We start from the raw sequence: 21099 nt of genomic DNA on the forward strand, positions 1-21099 counted from the left end.
CTGAACCTTGACAGGCACGAAGGCGGATCGTACCTTTGATCTGACAGCGTCTATCACTAATCAGTGACTGAAAGGGAGGGGACAGTATGAACATCACGCGACGGCTCCTTGCCGCGCTCTTCGTGACTCTGATCGCAGTGGCCATGTCTTCCACGGCAAGTAGTCCCGCAGGCGCGGACCCCAGTTACATCCAGCTACCAGTCGCTAGCCAGAGCCCGCAGTACCAAGTGAACGGGTGCCGGTACAAGATCGTGTACCTCAACTACGGCGCCGTCCCGATCGCCGCGCTCCGGACCTACTACTCCACGGCCGCGGCGTGTGTCGGGGCCAGCGTGGCCGTCCAGGGCCAATCCGGTGCCACCAAGTACTGGTACTGGCACGACACCGCCAACGGGTACAGCGAGGGCATCGACGGGTGTGGTGCCTACAGGAACATCCAAGCCATCGGTGTGGCCAATCGATATGCCGTCGGTGCCATCGCGGCGTTGCCCAGCGCTCCTGGGGGTGGGTGGTTCAACGGTTGGCGCTTCTACGGCAACGACGGAACTGCCAATCAGAACTCTGAGTTCGTTCAGGACTGTTCCGACTGAGCTCGCCGTCTTGGGCCTCTCCTTCACAGTGAACGAGCTGAGGTCCCAGCTCTTTCGTCGAAGGGGGTGCGTTCTTTGCTGGCTCATCAGTGAAGAACGCACCCCCTTTCTCTGCGAAGGGCTTGGTAGGGGAGGCTGCCCGTGCGCGAACCTCAGGCCCGGTCGGGGGAGGGCGCCTCGTCCACGTCCCAGACCCGCACGCCGGCGGCATCGACGGTGTCGCCGGTGAGGTCGCGGATGGGATGGCGGCTGCGCATCTTGCGGATGGAGCCGGGCCCGAGCCGGAGGCTGGCGTAGCCGATGGCGCCCAGCGGGATGGGCAGCCAGAACTGGGCCAGGCGGTAGGTCAGCACGGCGATGGTGGCGGTGCTGCGGTCCAGGCTGAAGCCGACCAGGAGCGTGGTCAGGGTCAGCTCGATCACGCCCAGGCCGCCCGGGGTGATGGGGATGACGGCCAGGATGTTGGCCACGCAGAAGGCGACGATGACATCCACCGGGTTCAGGGCGGGCCCGAAGGCGCGGATGAACACCCACAGGGCGGCGGCGTCGAGCAGCCAGTTGGCCGTGGCCCAGATGATGCCCCGGCGGATCAACGACGGGTTCTGGATCAGCTCCTGGAGCCGGTTGACCAGCACCCGCACGAACCGCTCGGCCGTGTCCGGCTTGACCAGGGGCAACTTGTCGGCGACGGACCGCACCACGCGCACGGCCGGCTCCCGCCCCCGCATGAGCAGGACCACCAGCCCGGCGAAGAGGGCCAGGAGCAACATGCCGACGATGGCGGCCGTGCCGTACACCGGGTTGAAGCCGTCGAGGGGGATGGAGATGAGCAGCGCCACCCACAGCAGCAGGTTCAGCACCACGGCCGAGCCCAGCCCCACCGTGGCCAGGCTGAACCCGGCCGCCGCCCCGTCCACGCCGGCCTGGGTGAGCAGGCGGTAGCCGAGGGTGCTGCCGGCGGCCGAGCCGCCGGGCACGAGGTGGGAGACGGCCTTGGTGGCGAGCTGGATGCGCAGCACCGCGCCCAGGGGGAGCCGGGGCTCGGCCGGCAGCGTCACCCGCATGAGCTGGGCGTAGGCCACCAGGGCGGCCAACTCCAGGCCCAGGGCCAGCAGCAGCAGGATCGGGTTGACGGCGCTGAGGCGCTCGATCGCCTCCCCGAACCCGTCGAGCTGGGGCAGGACCAGGTAGTTGAAGACCAGGAAGAAGACGATGATGAGCGGCGTGCGCTTGAGGGTCTTGGCCCCGGTGACCCGGAGCCGCTCGGCCGTCACCGACGTGCCCAGCAGGCCGTCGCGATCGGGGGGGGCAGGAGCATCCGAGGGGGCAGGGTCGACGCCGGGCCGGTCGGCGCCGGCGCCGGTGGGAGGGCGGCCCTCCGGGCCGTCGGTCCCGCCCCGCGCCGCGTCGGCCCCGTCGTCGGGGCGCGGGTGAGCGTCGTCGTCGGGGATGTCCGCGGCGGTGATGGGTCCATCCTCCCAGGAACGGGCCCGCAGTGGCGACCAGACGGCCCGCGAGGCCGCCACCGGGCGCCGTCGCGGGGCGTCGGTAGGGTGGCCGGGATGCCATCCGAGCCCTTCCCCGGCGACAGCCAGAGCGACCTGCTGGCCGGTCTGAACCCGGCCCAGGCCGACGCCGTCACCCACGTCGACGGGCCGCTCCTGGTGCTGGCCGGGGCCGGGTCGGGCAAGACCCGGGTGCTCACGCACCGCATCGCCCACCTGATCCGTGACCACGACGCCTCCCCCTTCTCGGTGCTGGCCATCACCTTCACCAACAAGGCGGCCGACGAGATGAAGCAGCGGGTCGGGGCCCTGGTGGGCCCGGTGGCGCAGCGCATGTGGGTCTCGACCTTCCACTCGGCCTGCGTGCGCATCCTGCGCCGGGAGGCGCCCCGCCTGGGCTACCCGTCGTCGTTCACCATCTACGACCAGGCCGACGCCGTGCGCCTCACCGGTTACGTGCTGCGCGACCTCGACATCGACACCAAGCGGTTCCCGGCCCGCATGGTCCACTCGGCCATCAGCTCGGCCAAGAACCGGGGCCTCGACGTCGACCGCTACGAGGCCGAGGCGTCGGTGATCTTCGAGCGTCGCATCGCCGAGGCCTACCGGGAGTACCAGGCCCGCCTGCGCAAGGCCGGGGCCATGGACTTCGACGACCTGCTCGGCGTCACCGTGGACGTGCTGCGCCAGTTCCCCGACGCCCTGGAGCACTACCAGCGCCGCTTCGGCCACATCCTGGTCGACGAGTACCAGGACACCAACCCGGTCCAGAACGACCTGGTCATGCTCCTGGGGGCCAACCACCGCAACGTGTGTGTGGTCGGCGACCAAGACCAGTGCCTGGTGCCCGGCACCCTGGTCTCCACCCCGTCGGGTCCCCGGCCCATCGAGGACCTGCGGGTCGGCGACGAGGTGTGGGGCACCGGGGGCGACGGGGCCCGGCACCGTTCGACGGTCACGGAGGCCCGCCAGGGGCGCTGGAAGGGACGCACCTACGCCATCCGGGTCGGCGACCGGGCGGTGCGGGGCACGCCCCACCACATGGTCCTGGCCCGCCCGACCCTGAGCGAGGAGCAGTGGGTCGTCTACCTGATGGAGCGGGCCGACCGGGGCTTCCGGTTGGGCCTGACCCGGGCCGTGCGGTCCGACAGCCAGGGGAAGCGAGCCTTCGGCCTATCGGTGCGCACCAACCAGGAGCACGCCGATCGGGCCTGGGTCCTGAAGGTCTGCGACACCCGGGCCGAAGCCGGCTACTGGGAGGCCTTCTTCGCCGCCGAGTACGGCCTGCCCACGGCCTGCTTCCACGGCCTGGGCCGGCGGCTCACCCTGGACGACGAGTGGATCGAGCGCCTGTACCTGGGCCTCGACACGGCCAGCCGGGCCAAGGCGTTGATGGAGGATCTCGACCTGCACCCCGACTTCCCCCACCACCGGCCGGCCAACGGGGGCCGGCGCCAGACCTTGAACCTCACCATGTTCTCCGACCGCCGCAGCGGCCTTGGCTACCACCGGGTCCAGTGGTGCACCAACCGGCGGGACCTGGCCGACCGGGCCGAGGCCGCTGGCTTCTCCATCCGGGGTGAGAAGCAGTCGTCCCGCCGGATGGAGACGGCCCGCAAGAGCTGGCCCGAGGCGGTGGGCCTGGCCCGGGGCCTGGCCGCCGCCGTCGACCTCCAGATCCGCCGCCGGGCCAGCGTGGGGGGCGCCATCTACGACTTCACCCCGCTGTCCCACCTGTGGCCGGGGATGACGGTCCTGGTCGAGACCGACGACGGCTTCGTGCCCACCACGGTGGACGACGTGGAGATCGAGGACCACGACGGCCCGGTCTACGACCTGGAGGTCACCCCGGCTCACACCTACGGGGCCGGCGGCGTGCTGGTGCACAACAGCATCTATGCCTTTCGAGGCGCAGATGTGAGCAACATCGTGGACTTCGAGACGGCGTTCCCGGAGGTGGCGGTGGTGCTGCTGGAGCAGAACTACCGGTCGACCCAGACGGTGCTGGACGCGGCCAACGCGGTCATCGCCCACAACGCGTCGCGCAAGCCCAAGGAGCTGTGGACCGACGCCGGGGCCGGCGAACCCATCCTGCGCTTCCACGCCGACGACGAGGGCGACGAGGCCCAGTGGGTCACCGGCCGCATGTCCACCCTGCACGACCAGGGCCAGCGCTGGGGGGACATGGCCGTCTTCTACCGGACCAACGCCCAGAGCCGGGTGCTGGAGGAGGCCCTGGCCCGCAGCAGCATCCCCTACAAGGTCATCGGCGGCACCCGCTTCTACGACCGGCGGGAGATCAAGGACGCCGTCGCCTACCTGAAGGCGGTGGTCAACCCGGCCGACGAGGTGGCGGTCAAGCGGATCCTCAACGTGCCCAAGCGGGGCGTGGGCGACACCACGGTGGGCCGGCTCGACGCCTGGGCCGCCAGCCACGGCCTGACCTTCACCGAGACCCTCCGCCACGCGGCCGAGGCCGGGGTGGGGGGCCGGGCGGTCAAGGGCATCGAGGACTTCCTGGCCCTCCTGGCCGAAGCCGAGGCCGTCCGCGACGAGGGGCCGGCCCGCATCCTGGAGGTCCTCCTGGACCGCAGCGGCTACGTGGCCGAGCTGCGGGCCGAGCACTCCATCGAGGCCGAGGGGCGCCTGGAGAACCTGTCCGAGCTGGTGGGCGCGGCCCAACAGGTCGAGGACGCCGACGTGTTCCTGGAGCAGATCAGCCTGGTGGCCGACACCGACGAGCTCGACCCCGACGAGTCGCAGGTCGTGCTCATGACCCTCCACTCGGCCAAGGGGCTGGAGTTCCCGGTGGTGTTCGTGATCGGCATGGAGGACGGCGTCTTCCCCCACATCAGGGCCCTGACCGAACCGGCCGAGCTGGAGGAGGAACGGCGCCTGGCCTACGTGGGCATCACCCGGGCCCGCGAGGTCCTGCACCTCAGCCACGCCTGGGCCCGCACCATGTTCGGCGCCACCCAGTACAACCCGCCCAGCCGGTTCTTGGACGAGATCCCCTCGTCGCTGGTCACCGAGGTCCAGGGCCGGCGCCGGGCGTCGCGGGGCGGAGGCACGTGGGGCGCCGGGGCCCGGGAGGCCGGCTCCGGGAGCTGGGAGCGGCCCGACCGGGGCCAGATGAGCCCGGCCCGGGCCCGCCGGGAGGAGGCCCGCGAGCGCCGGGTCGACGCCGCCCTCCGGGCCGGGGCCGAGGCCGGCCCGTCCGGTGCCGTGCCCCTGGGCCTGCGGATCGGCGACGACGTGCGCCACCAGCGGTGGGGCGAGGGGGTCGTGCTCGACATCGAGGGCCAGGGCGACAAGACCGAGGTGCTGGTCCGCTTCCCCTCCGAGGGGGAGAAGCGCCTGCTCCTGGCGTGGGCCCCGCTGGAGAAGCTCTGACCCGGCCCCGGACCGGGCGGGCGGGACCCGGGGAGGGGACCGGGGGGAGGCCCCCCGCCCAGCGGTTGGAAACCGGGGGGCGCAAGTGGCAGCCTTTCACGATGCCCGCCCGGTCGTGGGCGTCCACCAGGGGTGACGCACCGGCGGAGCGCGTGCCCCCCCGCCGACCGAAGCGAGAGCCCGTGCCCCCTGAGAGTGGAGCCAGCCCCCGGAGCCGCGGGTGTTGAAGACGTTCCGCCCTCGACGGCCGGCCCCGCTGGTGGCGGTGGCGCGCGTCGACCGGCGGACCAAGGACCTGGCCAAGCGCATCCGGCCGGGCGAGGTGGCGGTGGTCGACCACAGCGACCTCGACCGGGTGGCGGCCGACAGCCTGGTGGCCGCGGGCATCGCCGGGATCGTCAACGCGGCCCAGTCGATCACCGGGCGCTACCCCAACACCGGTCCCCTGATGCTGTGCCAGGCCGGCATCCCCATCCTCGACGACGTGGGCTCCGAGGTCATGGCCGCCCTGGCCGACGGGCAGCTGGTGGAGATCGTCGGCGAGGCGCTGCTGGTCGACGGCCGGGAGGTGGCCCGAGGGTCGGTCCTGACCGAGGAGATCATCCTCGAGCGCCTCGACGCGGCCAAGGCCTCGATGGGGGCCGAGCTGGAGCGCTTCGCGGCCAACACCCTGAAGTACATCCAGTCCGAGGGCCACCTCCTCATCGACGACCCCACCATCCCCGACGTGCCCGTCGACTTCCGGGACCGGCACGTCCTCATCGTGGTCCGGGGCATCGACTACAAGGACGACCTGGAGCTGCTGCGCCGCACCGGCTACCTGGCCGAGATGAAGCCGCTGCTGGTCGGGGTGGACGGCGGGGCCGACGCCCTGCTCGACATGGGCCACGTCCCGGACGTGATCATCGGGGACTTCGACTCGGTCAGCGAACGGGCCCTGGGCTGCGGGGCGGTGCTGGTGGTCCACGGCTACCGCGACGGGCGGGCCCCGGGGGCCGAGCGCCTGGTCGAGCAGGGCCGGGACCACGTGGTGTTCGCCTCGGAGGGCACCAGCGAGGACATCGCCATGCTGCTCGCCTTCGAGCGGGGGGCCGAGCTCATCGTGGCCGTGGGCACCCACAACTCGATGGCCGAGTTCCTCGACAAGGGCCGCGGCGGCATGGCCTCGACCTTCCTGGTCCGCATGAAGGTGGGCCCCGTGCTGGTCGACGCCAAGGGTGTGAGCCGGCTGTACCAGCACCGGGTCCGCAAGCGCGACCTCGTCCTCCTGGTGGCCTCGGCGCTGGTCACGCTGGTGCTCATCGCCTGGGTCAGCGAGCCCATCAAGGTCCTGACCCGCGGCTTCCTCCTCCCCTTCGACTAGGCCCCCCCATGATCAACCTGCGCTACCACATCGTCAGCATCACCGCGGTCTTCCTGGCCCTGGGGATCGGCATCGCCATGGGGTCGAGCTTCCTGAGCGACGCCGCCGTCGAGCAGGTCGACCGCAACATCGAGTCGACCCGCAACGAGGCGCGCTCCGCCCGGGCCGAGGCCGGCCGCCTCCGCGACGAGGTGGAGCGGCGCACGGAGCGCGACGAGGAGCTGCGGGACCAGGCCGCGGCCCGCCTGTTCCGGGCCGACCTGGCGGGCGTGCCGGTGGTGGTCCTGACCGTGGGCGGGGTGGACGAGGACAGCCTCGACCGCCTGCGCACCGCCCTGACCAGCTCACAGGCCGACTTCGCGGGCACGCTCACCATCACCGACGGCGTGGCGGCCACCGGCGACGACGCCAACACCGTGGCCCGGCTGCTCGACCGGGAGGACGCCTCGGAGGCGGCCCTGCGCTCCGGCCTGGCCGTCGGGGTGGCCCGGGAGCTGCTGGCCGCGGCCGGGGCGGCCGAGGACCAGGAGGACGAGGGGGGGAGCACCACCACCGGGCCCGGGACGACCACGACCGACGTCCCGGGGTCCACCGTCCCCGGCACCGAGCCCGACCCGACGACCACCACCACCCCACCCGACGAGGCCCCGACCCCCGAGCTCATCCGGGCCCTGGTCGACGAGGGCATCCTGGACTACGAGCCCGCCCCCGGGGGCGAGCCCATCGAGACGGCCCTGGAGGCGCCCGGCCACCGCTACGTGATCGTGAGTGGAGCCGACGCCGACGTGGCCGACGGGCTGTTCTTCCGCCCCCTGCTGCGGGCCATGACCGACGACCAGCCCGCCCCGGTGGTGGTGGCCTCCGCCGCGGTGGGCGACGAGGCCGAGGTCGACCGGACCGTGGCCATCGCCCCGCTCCTGGTCGACGAGGTGGTGGCGGCCCGCATCACCACCGTCGACGACCTGGAGTCCCTCGGCGGCCTGGCCGCCGTGGTGCTGGGCCTCGACGACCTGGGCCGCGACCGGCGGGGGCACTACGGCATCGGCCCGGGCGCCGAGTCCCAGCTCCCGCAGCCATGAGCGCCCTCCCCCCCGCCCCGCTGGTCGTCGCCCTGGTCCCGGCCAAGGACCGGGCCGACCGGGTGGCCGCCACCGTCACCGCCCTCTGGGGGCTGCCCCGGGTCGACCGGGTCCTGGTGGTCGACGACGGGTCCCGCGACGACACGGCCCGGGTGGCCCGCGACGCCGGGGCCGAGGTGCTGCGCCTGCCGTCCAACCGGGGCAAGGGGGGCGCGGTGCTGGCCGGGGTGGCGGCCACCCCCGAGGCCGACGTCTACCTGCTCATCGACGCCGACCTGGCCACCACGGCGGGGGCCGCCGACACGCTCCTCGACCCGGTGCTGGCCGACCGGGCCGACCTGGTGATCGGCGTCCTGCCCCCGGCCGCCGGCCGGGGCGGGTCCGGGCGGGTCAAGGCCCTGGCCGGCCGAGGCATCGCCCGGGCCACCGGCCGTCAGGTGCGGGAGCCCCTGTCGGGCCAGCGGGCCGTGCGCCGCGAGCTGCTGGTCGGCCTCACCTCGGCCGAGCGCTTCGGGCTCGAGGTGGCCATGACCATCGACGCCGAGCGGGCCGGGGCCCGGATCCTCGAGGTCGACGTGCCCATGGACCACCTCCACACCGGGGGATCGTGGGGAGGCCGGCTCCACCGGGCCCGCCAGGGCGTGGACGTGGCCCGGGCCCTGTGGTCCCGCCTCACCACCTCCCGCCAGCGGCTGGTGGGCATCGGCCTGGTGCTGGCCATGGCCGCCCTGGCCGCCCTGTGGCAGGGCGAACGGGCCGAGCCCAGCAGCACGCCCCTGGCCCAGCAGCCCGACAAGGTCGTGGTCTTCGCCATCAACCCCATGGGCTTCAGCGACCTGGGCCGAGGCCTCACCCCCAACCTGGACCGGGCCATCGACAAGGGCGCGGTGGCGGCCATGAGCGTCCGCACCGCCAGCCGCCGCCCCCGCCTGGCCGAGGGCTACGTGAGCCTGGGCGCCGGCTACCGGCTGCGCTCCCCGCAGGGGGCGTCCATCGCCTACCCCTCCGACGAGGAGATCGGCAACGTCACCGCCGGCGAGGTGCTGCGGTCCCGCACCGGCGAGGCCGGCGACGGCGAGATCGCGGTCATCGGCGCCGCCGCCACCCTCGACATAAACGACGACTCGACCACCACCTCGAAGCCCGGCGCCCTGGGCGACGCCCTGGGCGACGCCGGCCGGGTGGGGGCGGTGGTGGGCAACGGCGACCGCCTGCCCGTGGGCCCGGCCGACGGGACCGTCAACCGCCCGGCGGCGCTGGCCCTCATGGACAGCACCCTCTCGGTGCCCACCGGGTCGATCCAGCCCGCCGACCTGCTCAACCGGGTTCCCAGCGCCCCCTACGGGGTGCGCAGCAGCCCCGACAAGATGATGGCGGCCATCGACGACGCGGCCCAGCGGGCCGACGTGATCTTCGTGGACCCCGGGGACCTGGACCGGGCCGACGCCTTCCGGGGCGACGCCTCGGCGACGGCCCAGTCCCGGGCCCGCACCGCGGCCATGCTCAACACCGACGCCATCCTGGGCCGGGTGCTGGACTGGGCCGCCGGCGACGACGTCACGGTCATGGTCGTCTCGGTGGCCCCGCCGGGCAGCACCTTCCGGCTGACCCCCATGGTGGTGGTGGGCCCCGGCGTCCCCCACGGCTACGTGGTCTCGCCCTCGACCAAGCGGGCCGGCCTGGTGGCCCTCACCGACGTGGCCCCCACCATCCTCGACGCCGTGGGCGTGGACGTGCCCTCCACCATGCCCGGCCGGGCCCTGGAGTACCAGGCCGCGGACGTCGACCTGGACGTCCTGGGCGACTACGACCGGGGCACCAACCTGCGGGAGCGCACCTACTACTCGCAGGCCGTCTGGTTCATCGTGTTCCAGGCCATCACCTACGGCTTCGGCGTGTTCGTGCTGTCCCGCCGGGCCAACCTGCCCCGCAGCGCGCCGGTCCTGCGGCTCATGGTGATGATCGCCGCCACCTTCCCGCTGGCCACGTTCCTGTTCCGGGCCCTGCCCATGTGGTCGGACCTGCCGGTGGCCGGCGGCGCCCTCATCCTGGTGGGCCTCACCGTGGGCATCGCCTGGCTGGCGTCGCGGGCCCGGCGCACGCCCCTGAGCCCCCTCAACTGGGTGCTGGCCGCCACCGTGGGCATCATCGCCCTCGACTGCGCCACCGGCACGTGGCTGCACGTGAACAGCTGGCTGGGCTACTCGCTGCACAGCGCCGGCCGCTTCTACGGCGTGCCCAACACCACGTTCGCGGTGGTGGCCGCCTCGGCCATCCTCCTGGCCTGCAGCCACGTGCAGTTCGCCCCCCGGCGCCGGGAGGCGGTGGCCACCGCCACCGCCCTGCTGGCCTTCGTGGTGCTGGTCGACGGGGCCCCCAGCCTGGGCGGTGACGTGGGCGGCATCCTCACCCTGGTGCCGGTGTTCGGGCTGCTCCTGTGGGTGCTGGCCGGGCGGAGGCTGCGGGTGCGGACCCTGGCCGTGGTGGGGGCGGCCACGCTGGTCGCCCTGTCGCTGGCCGCCGGGGTCGACCTGGCCCGCCCGCCGGCGTCGCGCACCCACCTGGGGCGCTTCACCGCCGACCTGCTCGACAACGGGCCCAGCGAGCTGACCACCACGTTCCTGCGCAAGCAGGACGCCAACTTCCGCATCCTGCAGGTGTCGATCTGGACGTGGCTGATCCCCATCGTGGCCGGCTTCCTCCTCTACGTCCTGGTCTACGAGCGCCAGTGGAGCGCCCTCCTGCCCCGGGGCGGGGCCCTGCGGGCCGGCGTGGTGGCCGTCATCTCGGGCAGCCTCCTGGGGTTCCTGGCCAACGACTCGGGACCGATCGTGATCGCCCTGTTCTTCGCCTACCTGGGCCCGTACCTCACCCTCCTGGCCCTGCACCGGAAGGGGGGCCGGCCCGAGCTGCTCACCGCGCCGAGCGACGAGCCCCCGCCCCCGCTCGACGGCGGCCAGCGGGCCCAGCCCCCCGACCCCCTCCTGGACCGCCTGGCCGGCGCCCGGTGACGCCGGTGCTGCGGGGCCTGCGCCGCACCCTCCTGGCCTTCGATCGGGGCGTCACCCTCGGCACCGTCCTGGAGCGCCTGGCCGCCGCCGGTCCCGGCCGCCTCCTGGTCGACGAGCGGGACGGGCCCCGGCTGACGGTGGGCGAGGCCGCCGACCGGGTCGACCGCTGGGCGGCGGCGGTGGCGGCCCGGGCCCGGCCCGGCGAGGTGGTGGTCGTCGCCACCCCCAACGGCTACGAGCAGGTGCTCCTGGCCCTGGCCGCCAGCCGGGCCGGGTGCGTGCCCGCCCCCGTCAACGACCGCATGCGCGACGACGAGATCGCCCACGTGGTGGCCGACGCCGGGGCCTCGCTGGTGCTGCGGTCCGTGGCCGACCTGCCGCCGGGCCCCCCGCTGGGCCGGGCCCACCCCGCCGGGCCCACCGACGTGGGCGCCGTCTTCTACACCTCTGGCACCACGGGTCGGCCCAAGGGCGCCGAGCTCACCCACCGGGGCATCCTGGGCGGTCTGAACCTGGCCGCCCTCCTGCCCACCACCGGCCGCGACCACGAGGCCGTGGCCAGCCTGCCCATGGCCCACATCATGGGGTTCATCACCGCCGTGGGCCTGGCCTGCGCCGCGGTGCCGGTGCGCTTCCTGCCCCGCTTCGACGCCGCCGCCGTGCTCGACGAGCTGGAGGGGCGCCGGGCCGGCATCTACGTGGGCGTGCCGGCCATGTACCGGATGCTGCTCGACGCCGGTGCCGCCGAGCGCGACCTGACCTCGGTCCGCCTCTGGGTCTCGGGCGCCGATGCCCTGCCGGCCGAGCTGGCCGATCGCTTCGCCCGCATGGGCGCGCTGGCCTCGGTGCCGGGCCTGGGCCCGGTGGGCCGGGCCGTCGTCGCCGAGGGCTACGGCATGGTCGAGACCGCGGGCGGGGCCGCGGCCCGGGTGGTGCTGCCCTTCCTGCCCGCGGCCCTGAGCCGGGTCGGGGTGCCGTTGCCCGGCTACCGCACCCGAGTGGTGGACGAGGACGGCGCCCCGGTGGCCCGGGGGGCGGTGGGGGAGCTCCAGCTCACCGGCCCGGGGGTGCTGAAGGGCTACCGGGGCGACGGGGAGGCCACCCGGGGGGCCTTCACCGACGACGGTTGGCTCCGCACCGGCGACCTGGTCCGCCGCGGGCCGCTGGGGGCCTTCACCTTCGAGGGCCGGGCCAAGGACGTCATCGTCCGGGGCGGCTACAACGTCTACGCCGTCGAGGTGGAGCAGGCTCTGGAGCGCCACCCGGAGGTGGCCGAGGCCGCGGTGGTGGGCCAGCCCGACGACCGGCTGGGCGAGGTGCCGGTGGCCGCGGTGCGGCCGGCCCCGGGGGCCGACCCGGACCCCGAGGACCTGCGGGCCTGGGCCACCGAGCAACTCAGCTCGTACAAGGTCCCGGTCCGCATCCGGGTGGTGGACGACCTGCCTCGCAGCGGCACCCGGAAGGTCCAGCGGGCCGAGGTCCGGGCCCTCCTGGCCGACGGCGGCTGAACGTCGCGCCTCCGCCCGTCCCGGCCGGGCGCGGGCCGCCCCGACCGACGTGAACGGGTAGCGTCCCGGCCCATGACGTCCCGGGGGCAGGAGATCGATCGCCGGCGCGTGCTGCGCCTGATGGGGGCCGGGCTGGTGACCGGTGCGGTGGCGCCGTGGCTGGCCTCGTGCTCCTCCGACGACGGGGGCGGCGCCGCGGCCTCGTCCACCACCACGACCACGGCGGCCACCACGACCACGGCGCCGCGGCCCCTGGGCCCGCTGGGCGAGGTCGACGCCAACGGCCTGCGGTTGCCCGAGGGCTTCACGTCGCGCATCGTGGCCCGCAGCGGCGAGGAGGTGGCCGGCACCGGCTACGCCTGGCACGGCAACCCCGACGGGGGGGCCTGCTTCGCCACCGACGACGGGGGCTGGATCTACGTGTCCAACTGCGAGGAGCTGGACACCGGCGGCGTGTCCATGGTCCGCTTCGACGCCGAGGGCGAGATCGTCGAGGCGGCCAGCATCTGCGAGGGCACCGACGTCAACTGCGCCGGCGGGGCCACCCCGTGGGACACCTGGCTCACCTGCGAGGAGGTCGCCGGGGGGCAGGTGTGGGAGACCGACCCGTGGGGCGTGGAGGCGGCGGTGGCCCGGCCGGCCATGGGCCGGTTCAAGCACGAGGCCGCGGCCGTGGACGAGGCGGCCGAGGTGGTGTACCTGAGCGAGGACGAGCCCGACGGCGCCCTGTACCGGTTCACCCCGTCGTCGTGGCCCGACCTCTCCGAGGGCGCCCTGCACGTGCTGGCCGGCGCCGAGGGGTCGCGCCGGTGGGCCGAGGTCCCCGACCCCTCCGGCACCTCGGGCCCGACCCGCAACCAGGTGGCCGATGTGGTCCGCTTCGCCGGGGGTGAGGGCCTGGCCCACTTCGAGGGCACCACCTACCTGGCGACCAAGCTCGACAACCGCATCTGGGCCCTGGACGGCGAGGACGTCACCGTGCTCTACGACGGCGCCACCACGGACGTCGCCGAGGACGGCCAGCCCCTCCTCACCGGCGTCGACAACATCTGCGTCGACTCCCGGGGCGACCGCTACGTGGCCGAGGACGGCGGCACCATGGACGTGGTCCGCCTGGCCGTGGACGGCACCATCGAGGCGGTGGCCCGGGTCGAGGGCGTGGAGGGCTCGGAGATCACCGGGCCGGCCTTCTCACCCGACGGCACCCGGCTGTACTTCAGCTCGCAGCGCAGCCCCGGCGTCACCTACGAGGTCACCGGCCCCTTCCCGCACGCGGCCCAGGGCCCCCACAAGTAGCCGCTCGGGGCGGGCCGGCCCGGGGTGGACCCGGGGATCGCCGCTCAGCCGGCGGTGGTGGCGGGGACGTCGCCCGACTCGACCACGGTGCTGGTGGTGCCGGCCGTGGTGGTGGGCCGATCCTCGACGTTGAGGTCCACGTCGAGCTTCCCGTCCACCACCTCCACCGGGTAGCGCTCCAGGCCCTCCCCGTCGGCCGGGGCGGTGAGGTCGGGGTCGCACCGGGCCCGGAACAGCTCCTCGTCGGGCTGCCACTCCCACACGCACTCGCGGTCGCGGTCGGGGGGTTGGGCCCGGAAGGCGTACCAGCCCTCCTCCGGGTCGTCGCCCAGGTGCTGGAGGATCAGGTCACGCTCCTTGGAGCCGGACACGTCGCCGTAGAGGATGGGGCCCCGCTCGTCGATCTCCTCGGCCAGGCGGGTGGCCCGCCCCCCTTGGAAGGTCTGGTCGCCCAGGCCCACCTCCACGCTCGGCTGGTTGGAGGCGAAGGTGGCCACGCCCCACAGGACCAGGGCCACCACGGCCAGGGCCACCCCGGAGACGGCCAGGGCCCGGCCGGCGTGGCCCCGCGACCGCGCCACCGGGCTCACGGGCGCCCGTCCCGACGGGGGTGCACGGCGCTCACCGGGACCGGGGCGCAGGCTGGGTCGGCGTCAGAGGCACCTGCGTAGTATCCCTGCCCGGGCCCGCGGGCATCGAGTCGCCCGGCCGCGGCCGGACCCCTTCGTGAGAGAGGCCACATGGACCTGTTCGAGTACCAGGGCAAGCAGTTCTTCGCCCACTACGACATCCCCGTCTCGCCCGGCGACGTGGCCACCACCGTGGACGAGGCCGTGGCCGTGGCCGAGCGCATCGCCGACTACCCGGTGGTGGTCAAGGCCCAGGTCCAGGTGGGGGGCCGGGGCAAGGCCGGCGGCATCAAGCTGGCCGACGACGTCGACGCCGTGCGCGAGCACGCCTCGAACATCCTGGGCATGGACATCAAGGGCCACACGGTCGAGCGCATCTGGATCGAGCACGCCTCCGACATCGCCGAGGAGTACTACGCCAGCTTCACCCTCGACCGCTCGGCCAAGCAGCACCTGGGCATGCTCAGCGCCCAGGGCGGCGTGGAGATCGAGGCCGTGGCCGAGACCGACCCCGACGCCATCGCCAAGATCTGGATCGACCCCGTCGACGGCCTCACCGAGGACGTGGCCCGCGACTGGGTGGCGGCGGCCGGGCTGAACCCCGACGCCACCGAGGGCGCGGTGTCCATCCTGCTCCAGCTGTACCGGGCCTACGTGGACGGCGATGCCGACCTGGTGGAGATCAACCCCCTCATCCTCACCCCGCAGGGCCAGGTCCACGCCCTCGACGCCAAGGTCACCCTGGACGGCAACGCCGCCTTCCGCCACGACTACGCCGAGTACGAGGCCACCCAGGAGCGCGACGAGCGGGAGCAGGCGGCCCACGACAAGGACCTCCAGTACGTCGGCCTGGACGGCACCGTGGGCGTCATCGCCAACGGCGCCGGGCTGGCCATGTCGACGGTCGACATCATCAACCAGGTCGGTGGCAAGCCGGCCAACTTCCTCGACATCGGCGGGGGGGCCAACGCCGATGTCATGGCCGGAGCCCTCGAGGTGATCACCGGCGACGAGAACGTGAAGAGCATCTTCATCAACATCTTCGGGGGCATCACCAAGGGCGACGAGGTGGCCAACGGCATCGTCCAGGCCCTGGGCCGGGTCGACATCGGCGTGCCCATGGTGATCCGCCTGGACGGCACCAACGCCGAGGAGGGCCGGAAGATCATCGCCGAGCAGACCGGCGGCAAGGTCCAGTCCAAGTCCACGATGCTCGAGGCCGCCGAGGCCGCCGTCGAGCAGGCCCGCTGAGCCGGCCGAGAGCGAGAGGAACGCTGTCATGAGCATCTTCGTGGACGAGACGACCAAGGTCGTCTACCAGGGCCTCACCGGCTCCCAGGGCCGCTTCTACGGCCTCCGCAACCGCGCCTACGGCACCCAGGTGGTGGCCGGCACCAACCCCAAGAAGGCCGGCACCGACGTCGAGGGCATCCCCGTCTTCGCCTCGGTGGCCGAGGCCCGGGAGGCCACCGGCGCCACCGTGTCGTGCGTCTTCATCCCCGCCGCCGGCGTGAGGGCGGCGGTCATGGAGGCGGCCGAGGCCGGCATGGAGCTGGTGGTGGTCATCACCGAGGGCGTCCCGGCCCAGGACGAGGCCTGGTTCTTCAACAAGGTGAAGCGGGACTTCCCCGGCACCCGCATCCTGGGCCCCAACTGCCCCGGGCTCATCAGCCCCGGCAAGGCCAACATCGGCATCACCGCCGGCGAGATCGCCCAGCCCGGTGGCCCGGTGGGCATCGTGAGCCGCTCCGGCACCCTCACCTACCAGGCCCTCTACGAGCTGAAGCTGGCCGGCATCGGCGTCACCACCTGCGTGGGCATCGGCGGCGACCCGGTCCCCGGCACCAGCTTCATCGATTGCCTGGAGGCCTTCGAGGCCGACCCCGACACCAAGGCCGTCATGATGATCGGCGAGATCGGCGGCTCGGCCGAGGAGGAGGCCGCCGAGTTCATCGCCACCAAGATGTCCAAGCCGGTCTCGGCGTACGTCGCCGGCGTCACCGCCCCCCCCGGCAAGAAGATGGGCCACGCCGGCGCCATCGTCTCCGGCGGCAAGGGCACGGCCAAGGCCAAGATCGAGGCCTTGGAGGCGGCCGGTGTCCGGGTGGGCCAGAACCCGACCGAGGCCGGCGCCCACATGGTCGACATCGTCAAGGAGCTGGGCCTGGCCTGAGCCGGCCCGGCTCCCACCTCTCGCCCCCCACACCCGGGCGCTGAGCGGCGGGCCGCCTAGGCGGTGGGCGGCGGAGGGGGCGATCGCTCCGCGGCCTCGTCGGCCGGGGGTGCCGGGGGCGGCCCGGGGATGACCTCGGTCCCGGGGTCGTGCAGGCCGCCCGGCGCGGGGGCGGGCTCGGGCTGGGGATCGAGCGGCGGCGCCGGCTGGGGATCGAGCGGCCCCGGCTCGGGCACGGGCTGCGGCGGTGCGGGTTGGGGGGCGCCAGGGTCCGAGGCCCGGGGGGCCGATGGCTCGGGCGGGGCCGACCAGGTCGCGGCGGCGCCGGGCTGGCCGTGGAGGACGGTCTGGTCCCACGCCGCCGGGGCCTCGGTGGCGCCGGAGGGCCAGGGGCCGGGGGCCGCCTCCTGGGCCCACGGGTCGGGCGAGGGCCCGGGCGCGGGCCACGATGCCTGACCGGGTGGGGGACCGGGCTGGTGCCAGGCCGGGGCGGGCCCGGGGTCGGGGGCGTGCCACTGGCCGGGGCCTGCGGCCGGCTGCGGCCACGCTCCCGGGTCCGGGGCGGCGGCCGGCTGGGGCCACTGGCCCGGGTCGGCCTGGGGGGCCATCGGCCCGCCCGGGCCCGGGCCCGGGCCGGCGGGGGGCGGCCACGGCCCGGTGGCCGGGTTCGGCCCGGCCGCCTGCCGTCGGGACTCGACCAGGCCCAGCACCGTGCCGGCGGCCACGCCGGCCAGGCCCAGGGCCAGGAGGAACATGCCCAGCCCGAAGTCCACGCCGATCCCACCCAGGTTCTCCCCGCCGGAGGCCAGGATGCTCACCGCGTAGCCGAGCCAGAGGAGGACGGCCATGGCCAGGCAGACGAGCTGGAGCTGGAGCAGGGTGAAGCCGCCGACCTCCCGGCCCTCGGCGCCGGGGACGAGAGCCCGGGCCACGGCGATGCCCCCGGCGGCCAGGGCCAGCAGGGGGATCCAGGTGCCGACCCCGAAGAGGCCGGGGGAGAAGTCGGTGGTCCACACCGACCAGCCCACGTCCGGGCCGGGGCCGTCGGACTTGAAGATGCGAACGAACGAGAAGAGCAGGGTGAGCAGCCCCGACACGCCGGCCACCAGGGCGGGGATCGGGACCACCAGGCCCCGGCCGGGGGCCGGCGGGGCCGGGGGAGCGGGTTGAGGGCTGGGGGGCCAGGCCACGGGCGAGCCTCCTGGGACGGGGTCGAGGTCGGTCTAGCGCACCCGGCCCCGGGCGGGGCAGGCCGGCCCCGGCGGTCTACCCCGTCGTCGTGGGCCCGACCCCGCCGCCGGCGAGCGCCACCGCCGCGTCTGGGTGGCAGGCCCTGTCGCACCGGGAGCCAGGGGCGGCGGCTGGTAGCTTCGCCCGACGTGCGCGTCGGGGTGCTGGTGTCGGGAACGGGGTCGCTCCTCGACGCGTTCCTGGCCGCCGGCGTGCCCGTCGTGGTGGTGCTGGCCGACCGGCCCTGCCCGGCGCTGGCCCGGGCCGAGCGGGCGGGCGTGGCCACCGAGCTGGTGGAGCGCGACCGCTACGACGCGGGCTTCGACCGTGAGGCCTACTCGGCCCTGGTGGCCCAGCGCCTGCAGGCCCACGGTGTCGAGTTGGTGGCCATGGCCGGCTTCGGCACCATCCTGGGCCGGGCCGCCCACGACACCTACGGCGGGCGGTTGCTCAACACCCACCCGGCCCTGCTCCCGGCGTACAAGGGATGGCACGCGGTCCGCGACGCCCTGGCCGACGGGGCCACCGTGACCGGCTGCACCGTCCACGTGGCCGGCCTGGAGGTGGACACCGGGCCCGTCCTGGCCCAGGAGGAGGTCCCCGTCCTCCCCGGCGACGACGAGGCCCGCCTGCACGAGCGGATCAAGGCCGTCGAGCGCCGCCTCTACCCGGAGACCGTGCTGGCCGTCATCGCCCGCGGCTCGGTCCTGCCCCCCGGGGCCGGGGTCGCGCCGGAGCCCCCGTCCCCCACCGCCCAGGAGGCCTGAACCGGTGCGCGCCCTGCTCTCCGTGTACGACAAGACCGGCATCGTGGCCCTGGCCCGGGGCCTGGCCGACGCCGGTTGGGGCCTGGTCTCCAGCGGGGGCACGGCCCGGGAGGTGGCGGCCGCCGGCATCGCCGTGACCGACGTGGCCGAGCTGACCGGGGCGCCGGCCATCCTTGGCCACCGGGTCATGACGCTGCACCCCAAGGTCCACGGGGGCCTGCTGGCCGACCGCCACGACCCCGAGCACCGGGCCGACATGGAGGCCCACGGCATCGAGGGCATCGACCTCCTGGTGGCCAACCTCTACCCCTTCGGGTCCGACCCGGCCGACTTCACCCACGGCGGCACGGCCGGCCCCGTCGACCTCATCGACATCGGCGGCCCGGCCATGATCCGGGCCGGGGCCAAGAACCACGCCCACGTGGCCGTGGTGGTCGACCCGGCCGACTACCAGCCGGTGCTGGACGAGGCCCGGGCCCCGGGCGGGATCTCCACCGCCACCCGCCGCCGCCTGGCGGCCAAGGCCTTCGCCACCACCGCGGCCTACGACACCGCCATCGCGGCCTGGTTCGCCTCCTCCGGCGAGGACGCCCCCGGGCCGGCCCCCGAGAGCGCGGCCGCCGCAGGCGAGGCCGCCCCGCCCGCCGTCGGGTCGGTCCCGGCTGGCGACGACCCGCTCCCCGCCGTCCTGGAGATCACCGCGGCCCGCGAGCCCCTGGCCCTCCGCTACGGCGAGAACCCCCACCAGCGGGCCGCCCTGTACCGCACGGCGGGAGCCGACCCGTGGTGGGCGCACGTGGCCCAGCACTCGGGCCTGGCCCTCAGCTACCTGAACCTCTACGACGCCGACGCGGCCTGGCTCCTGGCCCACGACCTGGCCCGGGCCACCGGCCAGGTGGCGTGCGCCATCATCAAGCACGCCAACCCGTGCGGCGCGGCGGTGGCCCCCACCCTGGCCGAGGCCTACCAGGCCGCCTTCGACTGCGACCCCCGCTCCGCCTTCGGCGGCATCGTGGCCACCTCGGCCCCCATCGACCCGGCCACCGTCGAGGAGATGGTGGCCGCGGCCCAGGCCGACGTGGTCATCGCCCCCGGCTACGGCGACGGGGTGGTCGACGCCCTGCGGGCCAAGCGCAAGAACACCCGCCTCCTGGAGGCCCCGGCCCCGGTGCCCGACCCGTTGCACGTCCGCCCGGTCACCGGCGGCTACCTGGTCCAGGAGCCCCACCGCTTCGTGAGCGACCCGGCCACCTGGCGAGTGGTCACCGAGCGGCAGCCCACCGCCGAGGAGCGGGCCGACGCCGTGCTGGCCTTCCGCATCTGCGGCTGGGTCACCTCCAACGCCATCGTCCTGGCCAAGGACGGGGTGGCCTGGGGCATCGGCGCCGGGCAGCAGAACCGGGTGGAGGCCGGGCAGATCGCGGCGGCCAAGGCCGCGGGGCGGGCTGCCGGCGGGGCCTGCGCCAGCGACGCCTTCTACCCCTTCCCCGACGGCGTGGAGGCCGCCGCCACGGCCGGCGTGGCCGTGGTCGTCCAGCCCGGGGGCTCGGTGCGCGACGACGAGGTCATCGCCAAGGCCGACGAGCTGGGCCTGGCCATGCTCCTCACCGGCGAGCGCCACTTCCTCCACTGACGCAGGAGACGCTGACCATGACCGCGATCACCATGGACGGCGAAGCCGTCGCCACCCGGATCAAGGGCGAGCTGCGGGCCCGCATCGACACCGTGGTCGAGGCCACGGGCGCGCCCCCGGGCCTGGGCACCCTCCTGGTCGGCGACGACGGGCCCAGCCACCGCTACGTCAGCATGAAGCACGCCGATTGCGCCGAGCTGGGCATCGCCAGCGTGGACGAGCGCCTCCCGGCCGACGCCACCACGGCCGATGTCGAGGCTGTGATCGACCGGTGGAACGCCGACCCCGCCATCGACGCCGTCCTGCCCCAGCACCCCTTCCCCCCCCACCTCGACTACGAGGCACTGTTCCGTCGCATCGAGCCCGACAAGGACGCCGATGGCCTCCACCCGGTGAACCTGGGCCGCCTGGTCATGGGGGTCGACGCCCCCCGGGCCTGCACGCCGGCGGGGATCGTGGAGCTGCTGGTGGCCCACGGCGTGCCCATCGAGGGCCGCCACGTGGTCATCGTGGGTCGGGGCCTGACCATCGGCCGGCCCCTGGCCAACCTGCTCTCGCTCAAGGCCCCCCACGCCAACGCGGCCGTCACGGTGGTCCACACCGGGGTGCCCGACCTGGCCACCCACACCCGCCAGGCCGACATCCTGGTGGCCGCGGCCGGCTCGCCGGGCCTGATCGTGGCCGACATGGTGAAGCCCGGGGCCGCGGTGGTGGCCGCCGGCGTGACCTTCGAGGGGCGACGGGTGGTCTCCGACGTGGCCGACGACGTGGCCGAGGTGGCGGGCTGGCTGTCGCCCCGCATCGGCGGCGTCGGCCCCCTGACCCGGGCCCTGCTCATGGCCAACACCGTGGCCGCGGCCGAGCGCCGGGCCGCGGCCCTGGCCGCCGGGGGCTGACACCGCCGGGCCGGCCCCACCCGGGG

The 21099-nt window shown here is 74.5% G+C and carries 15 protein-coding genes; 12 read left to right on the forward strand and 3 right to left on the reverse strand.

Features of this window, described 5'->3' with window-relative positions:
- The first annotated feature begins 86 nt into the window (after positions 1 to 86).
- The gene (locus tag VEW93_00530; GenBank protein ID HYI60268.1) at positions 87 to 590 is read left to right on the forward strand and encodes a hypothetical protein; all 504 of its coding nucleotides are present in this window, start codon (positions 87 to 89) and stop codon (positions 588 to 590) included.
- 152 nt (positions 591 to 742) lie between these two features.
- On the opposite strand, the gene VEW93_00535 is transcribed toward VEW93_00530, so the two are convergent.
- On the reverse strand, positions 743 to 2116 hold the full coding sequence (locus VEW93_00535; protein ID HYI60269.1) for a lysylphosphatidylglycerol synthase transmembrane domain-containing protein: 1374 nt from the start codon (positions 2114 to 2116) through the stop codon (positions 743 to 745).
- A 36-nt stretch (positions 2117 to 2152) separates the two neighbouring features.
- Between VEW93_00535 and VEW93_00540 the strand changes: the two genes are divergently transcribed.
- The 6 genes from VEW93_00540 (at position 2153) to VEW93_00565 (ending at position 13745) form a co-directional block, all read left to right on the forward strand.
- Positions 2153 to 5488 (forward strand): UvrD-helicase domain-containing protein, encoded by a 3336-nt coding sequence (locus tag VEW93_00540; GenBank protein HYI60270.1) that lies wholly within the window; start codon positions 2153 to 2155, stop codon positions 5486 to 5488.
- 223 nt (positions 5489 to 5711) lie between these two features.
- The gene (steA, locus tag VEW93_00545; GenBank protein ID HYI60271.1) at positions 5712 to 6851 is read left to right on the forward strand and encodes a putative cytokinetic ring protein SteA; all 1140 of its coding nucleotides are present in this window, start codon (positions 5712 to 5714) and stop codon (positions 6849 to 6851) included.
- An 8-nt stretch (positions 6852 to 6859) separates the two neighbouring features.
- The gene (locus VEW93_00550) at positions 6860 to 7930 is read left to right on the forward strand and encodes a copper transporter (protein HYI60272.1); all 1071 of its coding nucleotides are present in this window, start codon (positions 6860 to 6862) and stop codon (positions 7928 to 7930) included.
- The gene (locus VEW93_00555) at positions 7927 to 10941 is read left to right on the forward strand and encodes a glycosyltransferase (GenBank protein ID HYI60273.1); all 3015 of its coding nucleotides are present in this window, start codon (positions 7927 to 7929) and stop codon (positions 10939 to 10941) included. Before VEW93_00550 ends, VEW93_00555 begins: the two co-directional genes overlap by 4 nt.
- Positions 10938 to 12449, forward strand: coding sequence for an AMP-binding protein (locus VEW93_00560; GenBank protein HYI60274.1), 1512 nt, complete (start codon positions 10938 to 10940; stop codon positions 12447 to 12449). Before VEW93_00555 ends, VEW93_00560 begins: the two co-directional genes overlap by 4 nt.
- A gap of 72 nt (positions 12450 to 12521) precedes the next feature.
- Positions 12522 to 13745: an alkaline phosphatase PhoX gene (locus tag VEW93_00565; protein HYI60275.1), complete on the forward strand. Its 1224-nt coding sequence runs from the start codon at positions 12522 to 12524 to the stop codon at positions 13743 to 13745.
- A gap of 44 nt (positions 13746 to 13789) precedes the next feature.
- Here VEW93_00565 and VEW93_00570 read toward each other — a convergent pair whose 3' ends face one another.
- Positions 13790 to 14335, reverse strand: coding sequence for a hypothetical protein (locus VEW93_00570; protein ID HYI60276.1), 546 nt, complete (start codon positions 14333 to 14335; stop codon positions 13790 to 13792).
- 150 nt (positions 14336 to 14485) lie between these two features.
- Between VEW93_00570 and sucC the strand changes: the two genes are divergently transcribed.
- Together sucC and sucD are read left to right on the forward strand one after the other, a co-directional pair.
- On the forward strand, positions 14486 to 15625 hold the full coding sequence (sucC, locus tag VEW93_00575) for an ADP-forming succinate--CoA ligase subunit beta (protein HYI60277.1): 1140 nt from the start codon (positions 14486 to 14488) through the stop codon (positions 15623 to 15625).
- 28 nt (positions 15626 to 15653) lie between these two features.
- The gene (sucD, locus tag VEW93_00580) at positions 15654 to 16547 is read left to right on the forward strand and encodes a succinate--CoA ligase subunit alpha (protein ID HYI60278.1); all 894 of its coding nucleotides are present in this window, start codon (positions 15654 to 15656) and stop codon (positions 16545 to 16547) included.
- Positions 16548 to 16603: 56 nt separating this feature from the next.
- Here the strand turns inward: sucD and VEW93_00585 are convergent, their stop codons facing one another.
- Entirely contained in the window at positions 16604 to 17737 is a 1134-nt protein-coding gene (locus tag VEW93_00585) for a hypothetical protein (protein HYI60279.1), read from the reverse strand.
- Positions 17738 to 17926: 189 nt separating this feature from the next.
- On the opposite strand from VEW93_00585, the gene purN reads away from it, so the two are divergent.
- Genes purN through VEW93_00600 form a run of 3 tightly spaced genes read left to right on the forward strand, consistent with a single transcriptional unit; the run spans position 17927 to position 21073 of the window.
- Positions 17927 to 18544: a phosphoribosylglycinamide formyltransferase gene (gene purN / locus VEW93_00590; GenBank protein ID HYI60280.1), complete on the forward strand. Its 618-nt coding sequence runs from the start codon at positions 17927 to 17929 to the stop codon at positions 18542 to 18544.
- A gap of 4 nt (positions 18545 to 18548) precedes the next feature.
- Positions 18549 to 20177: a bifunctional phosphoribosylaminoimidazolecarboxamide formyltransferase/IMP cyclohydrolase gene (purH, locus tag VEW93_00595; GenBank protein ID HYI60281.1), complete on the forward strand. Its 1629-nt coding sequence runs from the start codon at positions 18549 to 18551 to the stop codon at positions 20175 to 20177.
- A 17-nt stretch (positions 20178 to 20194) separates the two neighbouring features.
- Positions 20195 to 21073 (forward strand): tetrahydrofolate dehydrogenase/cyclohydrolase catalytic domain-containing protein, encoded by an 879-nt coding sequence (locus VEW93_00600; GenBank protein ID HYI60282.1) that lies wholly within the window; start codon positions 20195 to 20197, stop codon positions 21071 to 21073.
- The last annotated feature ends 26 nt before the right edge of the window (positions 21074 to 21099 follow it).

The organism is Acidimicrobiales bacterium (assembly GCA_035630295.1).
GTDB lineage: Bacteria > Actinomycetota > Acidimicrobiia > Acidimicrobiales > Iamiaceae > Iamia.